This window comes from Marinicella marina (assembly GCF_030065545.1).
In the GTDB taxonomy this organism is placed as follows: Bacteria; Pseudomonadota; Gammaproteobacteria; order Xanthomonadales; family Marinicellaceae; genus Marinicella; species Marinicella marina.
Genome location: NZ_JASJNC010000007.1, coordinates 252,274 through 267,514, shown reverse-complemented (window position 1 = coordinate 267,514; position 15,241 = coordinate 252,274). Strand labels below are relative to the sequence as shown.

At 42.1% G+C, this 15,241-nt stretch carries 17 protein-coding genes and 1 pseudogene; 17 read left to right on the top strand and 1 reads right to left on the bottom strand.

The window, feature by feature from the left end; all coding sequences use genetic code 11:
• Positions 1–246: 246 nt before the first annotated feature.
• A complete protein-coding gene (locus tag QNI24_RS15430; RefSeq protein ID WP_323373325.1) occupies positions 247–2,196 on the top strand; it encodes a DUF1538 domain-containing protein in 1,950 nt (649 codons plus the stop codon).
• A gap of 88 nt (positions 2,197–2,284) precedes the next feature.
• On the top strand, positions 2,285–3,040 hold the full coding sequence (locus QNI24_RS12000; protein ID WP_267177271.1) for a phasin family protein: 756 nt from the start codon (positions 2,285–2,287) through the stop codon (positions 3,038–3,040).
• 46 nt (positions 3,041–3,086) lie between these two features.
• Here QNI24_RS12000 and QNI24_RS11995 read toward each other — a convergent pair whose 3' ends face one another.
• Entirely contained in the window at positions 3,087–4,298 is a 1,212-nt protein-coding gene (locus tag QNI24_RS11995) for a patatin-like phospholipase family protein (protein WP_267177272.1), read from the bottom strand.
• Between the two features lie 336 nt (positions 4,299–4,634).
• Here QNI24_RS11995 and QNI24_RS11990 point away from each other — a divergent pair, with 336 nt between their 5' ends.
• From QNI24_RS11990 to rseP, 15 genes and pseudogenes are all read left to right on the top strand, one after another.
• On the top strand, positions 4,635–5,294 hold the full coding sequence (locus tag QNI24_RS11990; RefSeq protein ID WP_267177273.1) for a response regulator: 660 nt from the start codon (positions 4,635–4,637) through the stop codon (positions 5,292–5,294).
• Between the two features lie 148 nt (positions 5,295–5,442).
• Entirely contained in the window at positions 5,443–5,691 is a 249-nt protein-coding gene (gene rpsP / locus QNI24_RS11985; RefSeq protein ID WP_267177274.1) for a 30S ribosomal protein S16, read from the top strand.
• A gap of 8 nt (positions 5,692–5,699) precedes the next feature.
• Positions 5,700–6,200: a ribosome maturation factor RimM gene (gene rimM / locus QNI24_RS11980; protein WP_267177275.1), complete on the top strand. Its 501-nt coding sequence runs from the start codon at positions 5,700–5,702 to the stop codon at positions 6,198–6,200.
• Positions 6,200–6,919 carry a tRNA (guanosine(37)-N1)-methyltransferase TrmD gene (gene trmD / locus QNI24_RS11975; protein ID WP_267177276.1) on the top strand — a complete coding sequence of 240 codons (720 nt, stop codon included), beginning with the start codon at positions 6,200–6,202 and terminating at the stop codon, positions 6,917–6,919. Before rimM ends, trmD begins: the two co-directional genes overlap by 1 nt.
• Positions 6,920–6,935: 16 nt before the next feature.
• Entirely contained in the window at positions 6,936–7,292 is a 357-nt protein-coding gene (gene rplS, locus QNI24_RS11970; protein WP_267177277.1) for a 50S ribosomal protein L19, read from the top strand.
• A 21-nt stretch (positions 7,293–7,313) separates the two neighbouring features.
• The gene (gene rpmB / locus QNI24_RS11965; protein WP_267177278.1) at positions 7,314–7,550 is read left to right on the top strand and encodes a 50S ribosomal protein L28; all 237 of its coding nucleotides are present in this window, start codon (positions 7,314–7,316) and stop codon (positions 7,548–7,550) included.
• A gap of 2 nt (positions 7,551–7,552) precedes the next feature.
• On the top strand, positions 7,553–7,720 hold the full coding sequence (rpmG, locus tag QNI24_RS11960; RefSeq protein ID WP_267177279.1) for a 50S ribosomal protein L33: 168 nt from the start codon (positions 7,553–7,555) through the stop codon (positions 7,718–7,720).
• A 146-nt stretch (positions 7,721–7,866) separates the two neighbouring features.
• Positions 7,867–8,679: pseudogene (gene rpsB, locus QNI24_RS11955) on the top strand (30S ribosomal protein S2); the annotation flags it as partial.
• 255 nt (positions 8,680–8,934) lie between these two features.
• Positions 8,935–9,813, top strand: coding sequence for a translation elongation factor Ts (gene tsf / locus QNI24_RS11950; protein WP_267177280.1), 879 nt, complete (start codon positions 8,935–8,937; stop codon positions 9,811–9,813).
• The gene (gene pyrH / locus QNI24_RS11945) at positions 9,803–10,528 is read left to right on the top strand and encodes a UMP kinase (RefSeq protein ID WP_267177281.1); all 726 of its coding nucleotides are present in this window, start codon (positions 9,803–9,805) and stop codon (positions 10,526–10,528) included. The genes tsf and pyrH overlap by 11 nt, the downstream gene beginning before the upstream one ends.
• Positions 10,529–10,538: 10 nt before the next feature.
• Positions 10,539–11,096 (top strand): ribosome recycling factor, encoded by a 558-nt coding sequence (frr, locus tag QNI24_RS11940; protein WP_267177282.1) that lies wholly within the window; start codon positions 10,539–10,541, stop codon positions 11,094–11,096.
• Between the two features lie 26 nt (positions 11,097–11,122).
• Entirely contained in the window at positions 11,123–11,848 is a 726-nt protein-coding gene (gene uppS / locus QNI24_RS11935) for a polyprenyl diphosphate synthase (RefSeq protein ID WP_267177283.1), read from the top strand.
• On the top strand, positions 11,841–12,671 hold the full coding sequence (locus QNI24_RS11930) for a phosphatidate cytidylyltransferase (RefSeq protein ID WP_267177284.1): 831 nt from the start codon (positions 11,841–11,843) through the stop codon (positions 12,669–12,671). The genes uppS and QNI24_RS11930 overlap by 8 nt, the downstream gene beginning before the upstream one ends.
• A complete protein-coding gene (gene dxr, locus QNI24_RS11925) occupies positions 12,668–13,840 on the top strand; it encodes a 1-deoxy-D-xylulose-5-phosphate reductoisomerase (protein ID WP_267177285.1) in 1,173 nt (390 codons plus the stop codon). The genes QNI24_RS11930 and dxr overlap by 4 nt, the downstream gene beginning before the upstream one ends.
• A 3-nt stretch (positions 13,841–13,843) precedes the next feature.
• On the top strand, positions 13,844–15,211 hold the full coding sequence (rseP, locus tag QNI24_RS11920) for an RIP metalloprotease RseP (RefSeq protein WP_267177286.1): 1,368 nt from the start codon (positions 13,844–13,846) through the stop codon (positions 15,209–15,211).
• The last annotated feature ends 30 nt before the right edge of the window (positions 15,212–15,241 follow it).

Genomic DNA, 15,241 nt, shown 5'->3' with positions numbered 1-15,241 from the left:
GTGTTGAGTATTGCATTGTGGTTCAATGTGCTATTTGTTTGATATAAATTAAGTTCTTGTGAGTTTATTAACTGAAAAAATAAAACACTGCGATTGGCAGTTTTATTTAAGTTAAAATTTAACTGTGTAATTAAAATTTCGTTGCAGTGACAAAGGATCAAAGCGGTTAACAATTTAATCTGTTAATGACAGAGTTATGGTATGCGGATGGTTGGGTTTTTAATTTGATAGGGGCTGGGATACAAAATGTATATTTCATTATTCAGTAAACTGTTACGTGACTCTTTTCGTGACTTGTTACCGATAATTGCTGTTATTGTTTTTTTTCAGCTATTTATCATACAGACCATACCAGGGGACTGGATTGATACCACATTAGGTATGGGGATTGTTGGTGTTGGGCTGGCGATTTTCTTACTGGGTCTTGAAATTGGGATTTTTCCCGTAGGCGAAAATATCGCCAGAGATTTTGCCAAAAGCAAACACCTGTTTTGGTTGTTGGTGTTTGGCTTTATGGTTGGTTTTGGTACCACAGTGGCTGAACCCGCATTGATTGTTGTCGCGCACAAGGCAGCTGATATCAGTTCAGGTCGGATCGATTCAACTGTATTGCGTCTGGTGGTGGCATTTTCGGTTGGTTTTGCGATTTTGTTGGGCGTTTGGAGAATATTAAAAGGCCACCCGATTCATTATTACATCATCAGTGGCTATGTGCTGGTGGTGGTTACCACGTTTTTTGCGCCGAAGGAAATTGTGGGGTTGGCATATGATTTAGGTGGTGTTACCACTTCAACTGTAACTGTACCACTGGTGGCTGCGCTTGGCATCGGCCTGGCCTCAAGCATCAAAGGGCGCAATCCCATGATTGATGGTTTTGGCTTGATAGCTATGGCTTCTTTGACGCCGATGATCTTCGTTCAGATTTATGGTATTTTTGTTTATAGCTTTGTTGAGGCCAAGCAGGTGACGGCTTTGGTTACTGAGACCATTCAGCCCGGCGGCTTTACTTTCAGTGTTAATTATTTGCTCAAGGGTTTAATTAACACCACGCTCGATGTGTTACCAATTGTGGGTATTATTTTGTTTTTCCAGTTGGCGGTTTTGAAAAAGCCGTTAGCAGGTTGGCGGAAAATTGTTTTGGGCTTTGTCTTGGTCATTCTGGGGCTGGATGCCTTTATTGTGGGACTGGAAATGGGCTTGTTTGCTTTGGGTGAGACCATGGCCTTGGAATTAACCTCATTGAATTCAAATGCCACCATTTATGCATTCGCCTTTCTGATTGGTATCTCCACCACGTTTGCTGAACCTGCCTTGATAGCCATCAGTAAAAAATCTGTTGAAATCAGCGATGGGCGCATCCATGACTTGATGTTAAGGAGCTTTGTTGCTTTGGGTGTGGGGATTGGTATTACCCTGGGTGCACATCGCATCATTGAAGGTGAGCAGATACATTATTACATCATCGCCGGTTATGCTTTGGTGATTCTGCTGACTACATTTGCACCGAGGTATATCATTCCCATTGCGTATGACAGTGGTGGAGTGACCACTTCAACCATAACCGTACCTTTGGTTGCTGCTTTGGGGATTGGCTTAGCCAGTAACATTCCAGGAAGGGACCCACTGATAGATGGTTTTGGTTTGATTGCATTTGCCTCTTTGTTTCCGATGTTGACGGTAATGTTTTATGGGGTAGTAATTGATAAATTGCACATTAAATCTGACAGTCAAATTGATCATCAGTACAAAGGGACAGAAGGTATTGAAAATCCATTTCGTCCCAAGATTGGACATTCAGTGCTGGTAGATGGTAAACATGAACCAGACTTGGCCGCAGAATTGGATCTGCATTTTAGGGCGTTGGTGGTTATTGTGCCCAAGGAGAAAAAAGAACTGGCTGTTGAATCGGCCAAAAATGCCGGAGCTGCTGGAGTCACCATACTTGATGCGGAGGGGATGGGGCTGAGTAAGTTTGATAATTTATTCAGGGTCAATCATGAGGTCAGCGATACGGTATTGATATTCTTATTGCCTTCACATTTGATTAATGGTGTGTTGGAAGCCATCATCCATCGTTTGCACATCAATTCCACTGAAGATGGCATTGCATTCACTTTTCCAATCAATCAACTGAATGGTATTTCATTGCGGCAAGTGGATGTTTTTAAGGACAAGCTAGGTGAGAAGAGTCTGTGATATGATTGTGGGATAGTGGTAAACCTTTAGTGTGTTTGCTCTATAATGCTATGCATAATAGGCTATGTAAAATAATTGTGAGGAATTTATGGCGAAGAAAAAAACATTAAAAAAATCAGCACCAGCTGAGAAAAAACCAGCTAAATTAGCAGAGTCTTTGGTTGGTTCAGCCAATGAGATTTGGTTGGCTGGATTGGGTGCTTTTGCAAAAGCGCAATCTGAAGGTAAGAAAATTTATGACAAACTCATCGATGAAGGCAAAGACTTTGAAAAAATGTTTAAGTCGGTGCCACAAAAAGCTGTCAGCGATGTCAAATCATCGGTCAATTCTACGGTCAGTACAGCCAAGAAAAGGGCTTCTGAAAGCTGGGACAAGTTAGAAGACGTGTTTGAAAAACGTGTTGAAAAGTCTCTTAAAAGCTTGGGCGTTCCCACCAACAATGAGTTGGGCGACTTGATGAAGCGGATTGATAAGCTAACTCAAGAAGTGACTAAATTGGCCAAAGACACCAGCACGGCAGCTAAGAAGAAAGTGGTTAAGTCGGCCGATGATGCTGAAAAGAAAATCAAAAAAGCTGTCAATCAAGCGCAATCTTCAGCCAAGAAAGCGGTTGATAAATCTGCAGCACAAGCCAAGAAAGAAATAACAAAAGCTGCAAACGCTGCCAAAAAGACCACTGAAAAAGCGGCTTCTGTAACCAAGAAAGCAGCTGGTTCAAAAGGCACCAAAAAGAAAACCACTGCCAAAAAGGCAGCGCCTAAAAAGACTGCTGCAGTGAAGAAAACCACTAAGAAGAAAACCACTAAGAAAACAGCGGCAAAGAAAAAGACCACTAAGAAGTAAAAAAAAATAAAAGTGTCGAAGAAAACCACCCTCAGCGGTGGTTTTTTTATTGTTTTGAGCGAATGGTGCGTTCTAAGCTATCAAGCGACTGACCTAACGCTTCAGACCAATGTGCAGTGGCATGCTTTTGATCAATGAAATGTTTGATTTTGCGTTTCTTTTGAACCAAGTTATGCTCATTGATATACAGGCCATGACGTTTTAAGATTGGTTCTAATTGTTGTTTCTGTTTGATGATGTGTTTGCGTGTTGATCGGTAAGCATAATCACACAGTTGATCACGCTTTGAATAGCTGAACAAATTTGACTTAAACAAGGTTTCGTCATTGGCATCCGGCTCAAATAGGATGATATCTGAACTGGGGAAAAGGCTTTCGTATTTGTCCAGACCAGATTTCAATCGAGATTGAACGATAGAGCGAAAAGTTTGTGATAACACCAATGGCAGGCCGCCACTGACCAAACCTTTCTCATCCAGTTTCAAGGTTCTTTCAAAAGGCACGATTGGATTGACCGCAAATAACAAATGGGTGTTTTTCTTCAGCGCAGCAGAGGCATTCATGGTGCGACGCAAAGCGCCGTCTACATAAAACTTACCGTTGATTTTGACAGGTGAATACAGACCCGGCAGGGCTGACGAAGCTTGAACTGCTTTAGAAATTGGAACGTGGTTGTTGTCATTGTTACCAAACCCGGCAATCTTGCCACTGTTCAATTCACAAGCGACGACATAAAGCTCTTTTTTTAAGGCGCTAAAGTCATTGGTCTGGCCATGTTCCAACAGAATGATTTTCAGAAACTCTTCAAGTTTCTCGTTATTAAAGACCCCAGCTGGCAGTACTTTGCCGGCTATTTCTAGCATGTCAACCACACTGGTTTTCAGTGGGTTTTTAGCCCATTTGAGTAATGTTTTGCTGACCAATCCTGGGGTTTTCGCCAGATTAAAGACGTAGTCTTTGTAGGCAGGTTGTAAAAAATGATCTGGGTTGAACGGTGTTTCATTCTTTTTACTGAAAGCAAAAATCTTAGCCATTTGTTTGAGGTCTATGCCGTTAGCCAGACCTGCAGCTATGAATGCGCCAGCACTGACTCCGACATAAACATCCAGTTCAGTGATTTCAAGGGGCGAAATTGAATCTTCTATGGCGCACAAGGCGCCCAGCTCATAGAAAGCGCCCAGCGGACCACCGCCGGCCAAGGCTAAACCAAACTTTTGGTTGCTTGGAGTGTTATTTTTTGCAGCTTTAACTGTAATCATGGGGGGTATTATAGCGATGTAGTGAATTTTGGCTATGTCATTGGATGAAATTTATTTGAATTATCAGTTGGGCCAGTTGTTTGTCATAACTGGCAGCGTTTTGGTCTGATTCAGTGGCTGTTTTTTGTCAGTATAAGGGGGCTGTTTTGGTTTGATGGGCAATTGTTTGAAATCTTTGTGACATCAATAATCTGTTCAATCACTGCTGAGGCAGAATGGTGGTTTTGGGCTTTTGGGGATTGCTTGGAGAAGTCGCGCCTTGAATTGTCAGAAAATATTTTTATGATATGGTATAAATAAAATAATAACTATAAAAAGGATAAAGAGGATTGTGGAATGATTAAAGTGTTATTGGTGGATGACCACGACATTGTAAGAACCGGGATCAGGTTGGTTTTAGAGAAAATGTCGGGCATCAAGATAGTCGGTGAATGTGATGATGGTCATCAGGCACTTGAAAAGGTGGCACAAGAAAAGCCTGATGTGGTTTTGATGGATGTTAATATGCCGCGTATGAGTGGCTTGGAGGCTACCAAGAAAATTACTGATATTGATCCCTATGTTCGCATTATTATCTTGACCATACATGCTGAGAACCCATACCCCAAACAGCTGCTTGATGCTGGTGCCAACGGTTACTTAACCAAAGGTTGTGCTGCATCAGAGTTGGAATCTGCTATCAAGAAAGTTTATGCGGGTCAGCGTTACGTAGGGGCTGATATTGCCCAACAAATGGCTTTGGCGATGCTGCCAGGTGGTGCCGGTGAATCTCCTTTTGATGAATTAACTGGCCGCGAAATGGAAGTGATGTTGTTGTTGGTAAGAGGTAAGAAAGCCAAAGAGATTGGCGGTATCTTGGGCCTGAATGATAAAACTGTGGCAACCTATAAGTACCGCATATTAGAAAAGCTCGACATTCAGAACGATGTTAAACTCACTCACCTTGCTATCAGGCACGGTATTTTAGACCCCAAAGAGATAGGCCCACTGGGTTAATAACTTCTTGAAATTCGGTTGTCATTGGTTATAATGCGCAGCTGTTCAATAATAACAGCAAAAAAGCATAAATAAAGCTGTTATCTTGGGGTAATTTCCATTAAAATTGCCCACCTTTTTTAGTGCCCTGAATTTTTAGAGGTAAATTATGGTAAAGATTAAATTGGTAAGGCATGGCGCCAAGCGTTCGCCTTTCTATAAAGTTGTGGCTACAGATTCACGCTACGCTGGTGACGGTAAAGCTTTGGAAAGATTGGGTTTTTTCAACCCCATGGCTCGTGGTCAAGAAGTTAAGCTGAATTTGAATGTTGAGCGCATCAATCACTGGGTTGGTCAAGGCGCCCAATTGTCTACACGAGTAGGTACATTACTTAAGCAAGCGCAGAAAACTGCATAAAACCCACAATGAGTGATGACTTGATAACGGTAGGTAAAGTTACTGGTCATTTCGGTGTCAGAGGATGGTTAAAAGTTTTTTCTTATACCAGGCCGATGGAAAACATTGTTAATTACACTACATGGATTGTAGGTGATGAAGAAATCAAAGGAATCAAGGCCAAGCAGCATGGTAAGACCATAGTTGCTTACTTCAAAGGATGTGACAACAGAGAAAAATCTCAACGTTACATTGGTGATGAAGTACGAGTCAGCCTGACCGATTTAACGCAACTGCAAAACAATGAATACTATTGGCATCAGTTGATTGGATTAACTGTTGAGGATGGTCAAGGCCAGCACTTTGGAACATTGGATGCTTTCTTTGAGACTGGAGCCAATGACGTTATGGTGGTTAAAGATGAAGAAGGCAACGAAGTTTTGATTCCTTATATATGGGGTCAATATGTCATCGCAATCGATTTAGAACAACAAAAAATGATTGTGGACTGGCAGCTGGAAATGAATTGATGCATTTTAATGTCATCACACTGTTCCCAGAAATGGTTGCGACAACATTGTCTTATGGTGTGATTGGTAAGGCCATTGATTCGGGATTGATCACTGTTGATTGTGTTAATCCCAGAGATTTTGCTGAGAATAAGCACAATCGCGTTGATGACAAGCCCTTTGGTGGTGGTGCTGGCATGGTGATGATGTACGACCCATTGCATCGAGCCATTGAAAGCCTTGATGAGAATAGTTTAGGTGTGGTGACTTTGATGTCTCCACAGGGCCAAAGGTTGAGTCAAGAAAGGGTCAACCAATTGGCTAAGGGCAGCTGCATCACCTTAGTGTGTGGCCGTTACGAAGGTATAGACCAGCGTTTTGTTGAACAATACGTTGATGAAGAAATTTCCATTGGTGATTATGTCATCAGTGGTGGCGAAATGGCTGCTTGTGTGGTCATTGATGCTATAGGACGCCAAATAGAGGGCGTTCTTGGTGATGGTGAATCAGCAAGAACTGATTCATTTATGGATGGTTTGTTGGGTATTCCCCAATACACCCGTTCAGAAATATTGGGGCAATCAGGCGTCCCAGAAGTTTTGTTAAGTGGTCATCATCAGGCCATTAGTTTGTGGCGGCAACAGCAGTCCATAAACAACACAAAACTAAAACGGCCTGATCTTATGGCAGGCACCTCTGAGCGCGAATTAAGCGACTCAAGTACCCAGAAAAATGAATGATTAAGAGAAAAAAATCATGAGTGACATCATAAAACAAATAGAAGCTGCTCAATTACGCAGTGATTTACCTACTTTCAATCCAGGCGATACTGTGGTTGTTGGTGTTAAAGTTATCGACGGTAGCCGTGAACGTGTTCAGAATTACGAAGGCGTTGTGATTGCAGTTAAAAATCGTGGTCTTAACTCGGCTTTTACAGTTAGAAAAATTTCTTACGGTGAAGGCGTTGAGCGTGTTTTCCAAACCCACAGTCCTATGATTGACAGCGTGACAGTTAAACGTCGCGGTAAAGTCAGAAGATCTAAGTTGTATTACTTACGTGGTCTTGAAGGTAAAGCTGCTCGTATTACCGAGAAGTTGGAAACTAAAAAGTAATCACTGATAGAGAGAAATATTATGTCAAGAGTATGCCAGGTTACTGGAAAGAAAACCACCGTAGGAAACAACGTTTCACACGCCATGAATAAGACCCGCAGAAGGTTTCTGCCAAACTTACAAAGCCACCGTTTTTGGGTGGAAAGTGAGAACAAGTGGGTCAAATTAAGAGTCTCAACCAAGGGTATGAGAATCATTGATAAAAAAGGCATCGATGCTGTTTTGGCTGAAATGCGTCATCGTGGCGAGAAGGTGTAATCATGAGTAACAGTAAAAGAGATAAAATCAAGTTGGTTTCAAGTGCCGGTACAGGTCACTATTACACCACTGATAAAAACAAGAAAAACACACCTGACAAAATGGAAATGAAAAAATACGATCCAGTTGTCAGAAAACATGTTGTTTATAACGAGAAAAAAATCAAATAACCTTTGTGTTGTTTGATCAGCGTTTGTGATTGACTCACAAACATAATGTCTATCAGGCTCAGAATTCGTTGCAGGGTGCTTGTTGAAACAAGTTGTTGCGATTGAGCTTGGTATTGAAATAACCCTAAATCATAGGAAAATATAAAATGGCAAAAGTTAATGTCAAACAGTTGCTGGATGCTGGTGCTCACTTTGGGCACAACACCAGATATTGGAACCCCAAAATGGCGCCGTACATTTTTGGCTCAAGAAACAAAATTCATATCATCGATTTAAGAAAAACTGAAGAGATGATGAATGATGCGATGAACTTCATGGGCAAAATTGCCTCACGTCGCGGTAAGGTAATGTTTGTTGGTACCAAACGTGCCGCCAGCAAAGCCGTTAAGGAAGAAGCCAAACGTTGTGGCATGCCATTTGTTTCTCACCGTTGGTTGGGTGGTATGTTAACCAACTACAAAACAGTCAAAGCATCTATCAACCGTTTGAAAGACATTGAGTCTATGCAAGCTGATGGTCGCATCGAACGTTTTGTGAAAAAAGAACAGTTAAATATGGAACGTGAAAGAGTCAAATTGGAAAAGACTTTAGGTGGAATCAAGGACATGAAAGGATTGCCTGATGCGCTTTTCATTTTGGATACTCGTTATGAGTCTATTGCCATTAACGAAGCCAAAAAACTGGGTATTCCTGTGGTCGCTGTGGTTGATACCAACAACAACTTTGATCAAATTGATTACGTTATTCCAGCCAATGATGATGCCATGAAAGCCATCAGATTGTATGTTGCTACTGCAGCAGACTCAATCTTAGAAGGTAAGGCAGCCATGCAAATCAATGTCAAAGAAGAAGCACCTGCAAAGAAAGAAAAGCCAAAAGCCGAGGAAAAACCAGCAATCGTAACTCCCGAGGTAAAAACCAAAGAAGTTGCTGCAGCACCATTGGCAGATAAAGTGGAAGTGGCTAAAGAAGAAGTGAAAGAAGCTGTGGCCGAGGATGTTGCTGAAGAGGCGGCTGCACCTGCAGAAAAGAAAGTCACTAAGAAAAAAACCACCAAAAAGAAAACCACTAAGAAGAAAACAACTAAGAAAAAAACCACTAAGAAAAAAGTGGCTAAAAAAACTGAAGACTGAAGATTTTCAGTTATACATTTTAAAAGTCTGGTCCTTGTATGAGGGCCGGACTATTTTTACATATTGAACGAGGAAAAAAACATGAGTATTACAGCTGCAATGGTTAAAGAATTACGCGAAATCACCGGTGCCGGTATGATGGAATGTAAAAAAGCATTGGTTGAAACCGATGGAAATATAGAGGTTGCCATCGAGAACATGAGAAAGTCTGGTGCTGCTAAAGCGGCTAAGAAATCAGGCCGTGTTGCTGCTGATGGTATTGTCAAAGTGGCTGCATCAGCTGACAACAAAACCGCGGTTTTGGTTGAAGTTAACTGCGAAACAGACTTTGTTGCAAAAGATGAAAACTTCCTGGGCTTCACTGACGCTGTTGTAAACGCAGCTTTAGATGCCAAAGCGACAGATGTTGAAACTGTTATGGCAGTCGAAATTGATGGCAAATCTTTGGAACAGCTCAGAACTGACCTGGTTGCTAAAATTGGCGAAAATATCCAAGTCAGACGCGTCCAGTTGGTTGAATGTGCCGATGGTGCAGTGGGTCATTACTCACACGGTAAAAACATCGGTGTCGTAGTTGCTACGACTGGTGGCGATGAGGAATTGATTAAAGATTTGGCGATGCATATTGCGGCAGCCAATCCTGAATACATTTCTGAAGCCCAAGTGCCGGCAGCTCAATTAGAAAAAGAAAAAGAAATCTTAGTGGCTCAAGCACAAGATTCTGGTAAACCTGCAGAAATCATTGAAAAGATGGTTGGCGGAAGAATCAGAAAATATTTGGCTGAAATCACTTTGGTTGGTCAGCCTTTTGTAAAAGACCCAGACATGACTGTTGAGAAATTATTGAACTCGAAAAATGCAAATGTGGTAGAATTTGTGCGTTTTGAAGTTGGCGAAGGTATCGAGAAAAAAGTAGATAACTTTGTTGAAGAGGTAATGGCTCAAGCACGTGGAAACTGATTCGATTAAATACAAAAGAATTCTGCTGAAACTCAGCGGAGAAGCATTGATGGGGGCTGAGGATTATGGTATTGATCCTCAGGTCATCAATCGCATATCAAAAGAAATCGCCCAAGTTCATCAATTGGGCGTTCAAATTGGCATCGTTATCGGTGGTGGTAACATCTTTAGAGGCGCAGGCTTAAGTAAATCAGGTATCGACCGAGTGACAGGTGATCACATGGGTATGTTAGCTACTGTGATGAACTCACTGGCTTTGCAAAATGCGCTTGAAAAACAAGACATTAAAGTGCGGGTCATGTCGGCCATTGGTATTCATGAAGTTTGTGAAGATTACATCAGACGTCGTGCGATCAGACACCTACAAAAAGGCAACATCACTGTCTTTGCGGCAGGCATCGGTAATCCGTTTTTTACCACTGACTCTGCTGCCAGCCTAAGGGCCATTGAAATCAACGCTGATATTGTTTTGAAAGCCACCAAAGTAGATGGCATTTATTCGGCAGATCCAGTCAAAGATCCCAATGCCTTCAAATATGATCATTTAACCTATGATGAAGTCATAGAAAAAAAACTGGCTGTCATGGATACTTCAGCTGTGGTATTGTGTCGTGACAGACAAATGCCGATTCAAATTTTTAACATGAACAAAGAAAATGCCCTGATGGACATCGTCATGGGCAGCACCATTGGCACCATTGTGAGTGCAGAATAAGGAGCAAATTATGATCAATGAAATCATCAAAGAAGCAGAACAACGCATGTCCAAAACCATTGAGGCGCTCCACAATGAGTTAAAAGGTGTACGCACTGGACGTGCCAATACCAGTTTATTGGACGGCATTATGGTCGATTACTATGGTTCAGCTTCTGCATTGAATCAAGTGGCCAATGTGTCAGTTCAAGATTCCAGAACATTAACGGTTACGCCATGGGAAAAGACCATGATTGAACCGATTGAAAAAGCCATCATGACTTCAAATTTAGGCCTGAACCCGGTGAGTGCAGGTATGGTGATCAGAATACCGTTACCACCATTAACTGAAGAACGCAGAAAAGACCTGGTTAAATTGGTTGGACAAATTGCAGAAAACAGTAAAATTGCCATACGCAATATCCGCAGAGATGGTAACACCCAATTGAAAAACATGCTCAACGACAAAGAAATTACCGAAGATGATTTGCGTGGTGCAGAAAAAAGTGTACAGGATGTAACCGATAAATTTGTACAGCAAGTGGATGATGTTATTGCTGACAAAGAAAAAGAATTGATGGAAATTTAACTCATTTCTCAACCAACAAAAAATCAATGAGTCTTAAGCACATCGCCATAATCATGGATGGAAACGGGCGATGGGCAACCCAGCGAAAACGGCCACGGACATTTGGTCACCAAGCAGGCGTCAAGGCAGTGCGTGCTGTCATTGAAAGCTGTGTCGAATTGAACATCCCTCACTTGACTTTATTTGCTTTCAGCAGTGAAAATTGGTCGCGACCCGAAAAAGAGGTCAAAAGGCTGATGGATTTGTTTATGCGTTCTCTGAACAAAGAAACTCCCGAATTATTGAAGCAAGGAGTCAAACAAAACTTCATTGGTGATTTGAGTCGATTCTCCGATAAATTACAAAATAAAATGACCGAAGTGGCCAGTTTGCAGCCCATTCAGACCAAACTGAATTTAACTATAGCGGTCAATTACGGTGGTAGATGGGACATGCTACAAGCAGCACGCCAACTTGCTCGTGATGTGAAGTCAAACTTAGTTGATGAGGCAAGCATCGATGAAAAAAGACTCAATGATTATTTTTCATTGGCCAATAAACCCCAAGTAGATTTATTAATTAGAACGGGTGGTGAGCATCGCATCTCAAATTTTTTGTTGTGGCAAATAGCCTACGCAGAAATATTTTTTGATGATACCCTTTGGCCTGATTTTGACGGTCAAAATTTGACTCAAATTGTGACTGAGTTCAACCGCAGAGAACGACGTTTTGGTCAAACCAGCCAACAGATAAAGGAGCAAAAAGATGCTTAAGCAAAGAATTCTGACAGCAATACTATTGGCTCCGATTTTGTTGGGTGCCGTTATCTACGGCAACCATTATGTATTTGCCTTTGTGGTGTTTGTTATTCAAACAGCAGCTACTTATGAATGGTTAAAAATCAATCAATTGAGAACTTATCAAGCTTTGGTCAATGCCATGATCTTGAGTTTTTTGAGTTATTACCTGGCCAATCAAGTGGATTTGTTCTCATCCCTTGCTCAAGGAATTATCAGTCAAAACATGCTGCTGGCATTTTCTGTGCTGTATGCATTTGTTTGGTTACTGGGTTTATTGTGGCTGCGTAATCACAAGTGGGGTTATCAAAACACCGCTCCACAGATTGTCAGCAAAACTATGTTGGGCGTTTTGGCCATCATATTGTTTGGTTTTTCGCTCAATGAATTGTATGAACAAGGTGCAGGTCGTTGGCTCGTGATGTCATTGTTTTTATTGATTTGGGTGGCAGACATTGGTGCCTACGTCAGCGGTAAGACCATGGGTAAACATAAATTAGCTGTTAATATCAGCCCTGGAAAAACTTGGGAAGGTGTCATTGGTGCACAAATTTTGGTCGCGATTTATGCGGTGGTTGTGGCAACGTATTTAGCCATGACTTGGCAAAAAGCGTTGTTGTTGATGATTCCTGTGGCTTTATTTTCGGTAGTTGGTGATTTGGTTGCCAGTTTGGGTAAGCGCCAAGCGAATGTCAAAGACAGCTCAAACTTGCTACCTGGCCATGGTGGATTTGTTGATCGTTTTGACAGTTTAATCGCTGCTGCGCCGTTGTTTTATGTGTTGAATATTGTGTTATGAAAACAGTTGCGATAACCGGTGCAACGGGTTCAATAGGGGATTCTTCCCTGGCCATCATCCGCAAGCACCCAGATCAATTCAAAGTACATGCACTCAGTGGACATCAAAACAGCGAAAAGTTGATTCGACTGGCAGCTGAGTTTAAGCCTAAAAATGTGGTGATTTCCGATAAAGCAGCCTACCAAACGGTTAAAAAAGCCTTATCTAATTCAACCACTCAGGTACATGCAGGCGCAGGTGCACTTGATGCCATGGTGGCTGATAAAGAAGTTGATTTGGTGGTTGCTGCCATTGTCGGCAATGCCGGTATGGATTCAGTGTTGGCTGCTGTCAAAGCTGGTAAGACACTGTTATTGGCCAACAAAGAGTCGATTGTTGCAGCAGGACCTTTGGTGATGCAATTGGCTCAACAAACGGGTGCCAAGATAGTTCCTTTGGACTCAGAGCACAATGCCATCTATCAATGTTTGGGTTCTGACTACTTGATTGGCACCAGGCCTGAACATGTCAGAAATATCACCTTGACTGCCTCTGGCGGTCCATTTTGGAATACCCCTGAAATGGATTTTGTCGACATCACACCGGCACAGGCTGTGGCCCATCCTAAATGGGACATGGGGGCTAAAATTTCAGTGGATTCAGCCACTTTAATGAACAAGGGTTTGGAAATCATCGAGGCCCATTGGTTGTTCAACATGCCCAATCAAGATATTCAAGTTGTGGTGCACCCACAAAGCATCATCCATTCAATGGTCAATTATGAGGATGGTTCGGTGTTGGCGCAAATGGGCTGTCCTGACATGCAAATACCAATTTCTCATGGCTTGGGTCTGGGTCAAAGATTATCTAATGACGCTGATTTTTTAGACTTGGTTTCACAAGGCGAGTTAAATTTTTACCAAGCTGATATGCGGAAATTTCAGTGTTTGCAGTTGGCCCGAGATGCCATGGTTGCTGGTGGTACCGCCCCAGCAGTATTGAATGCAGCAAATGAAGTCAGTGTGGCGGCATTTTTGGCTGGTCAAATCCGGTTTGACCAAATTGGCCATTACAATGCTAAAATATTGGATATCATTGATGTGGTGTCTGTTGAGTCTTTGGCACATCTTAAAGCGCTTGATGCTGAAGTCAGGCAACAAACCACCGCACTAATTCAATCAAACCGATAAACCATGACAACAATTCTAGGCAGTATATTTTGGCTCATCATCACCCTGGGTGTGTTGGTCACATTTCACGAACTAGGTCACTTCTGGGTGGCGCGGCTGTTCAAAGTAAAAGTACTGCGCTTTTGTGTGGGATTTGGCAAGCCAATTTGGTCACGTTATGACAAACAGGGCACAGAAATAGCAGTCGCTCCTATTCCTTTGGGTGGGTATGTAAAATTACTTGATACCCGTGACTGTGATGTGGCGCCTGAGGATGCCAACCAAACCTACAACAGCAAAGCTTATTGGCAAAAAATGCTGATCATGGTAGCAGGTCCCGCTTTTAATTTCATTTTGGCTTTGGGATTGTATTGGTTGATGTTTGTGGTGGGTAAAAATGAAATTCGACCGACCTTAGGTGAACCGACACAACTGATGCAAGAAGCTGGTTTCATGGCTAAAGACCAAATCCAAGCGATCGATGGTCAAGCGATTCGCACTTGGTCTGATGTGTCATTGAATTTAATCACAGCAGGCATTGATCGGCGTGATGTTGAAGTCCTAGTCAATACAGTCACTGGTACCCAAACCAACAAGATACTGCCATTGAGTCAAGTGCCGGCAGATGTGGCGGAAGAGGATTTGATTGATTATATCGGTTTGCAAGGATACCGCTTGCCGGTAACCACCCAAATGGGGCCTTTAAACAGCGAATTGCCCGCAGCAAAAGCCGGTTTGAAAGCGGGTGATGAACTTTTGGCCATCAATGCCGAGGAAGTGCTTGATTGGTATGCCGTGGTTGATGTGATTCAAGGCATAGAACAAGGACCAATTGCGCTTAAAGTGTTGCGTGGTAATGAAGTATTGGAAATCACTGTGCCCGATTTGATTGCTGACCCTGATGACCCAAACCGAAAAATTTTGGGTATCAGTTCCATTCCACCTTCGGAATCTGAACAGAATTATGCCAGAAGCTTGTTTTTTAAATTGTCTTATGGGCCCATTGAAGCCATACCTGAGGCTTACAATCAAATGGTGAAAATCACCAGCAAATCATTGGAAATGATGTGGAAATTGGTTACTGGAAAGGCTTCAGTTAAGAACTTATCTGGCCCAATCACCATCGCCCAAGTGGCCAATGATTCAGTGGCTCGAGGTTTTGCATGGTACTTGTCATTTTTGGCGCTGGTCAGTTTAAGCTTAGGCATCATTAATTTGGTTCCTATCCCTATGTTGGATGGTGGTCAGATGCTGTTCCTTACCATTGAAAAAATTAAAGGATCACCTTTAACTGAACAATTTGAAGTGAAAGCCCAACTAATTGGGATGTTTATGATATTTTGTTTGATGTCTTTAGCTTTTTATAACGACATTTTAAGGTCAGTGTCTTAAAATACAGAAAAAATAAAATCAAACCTATAT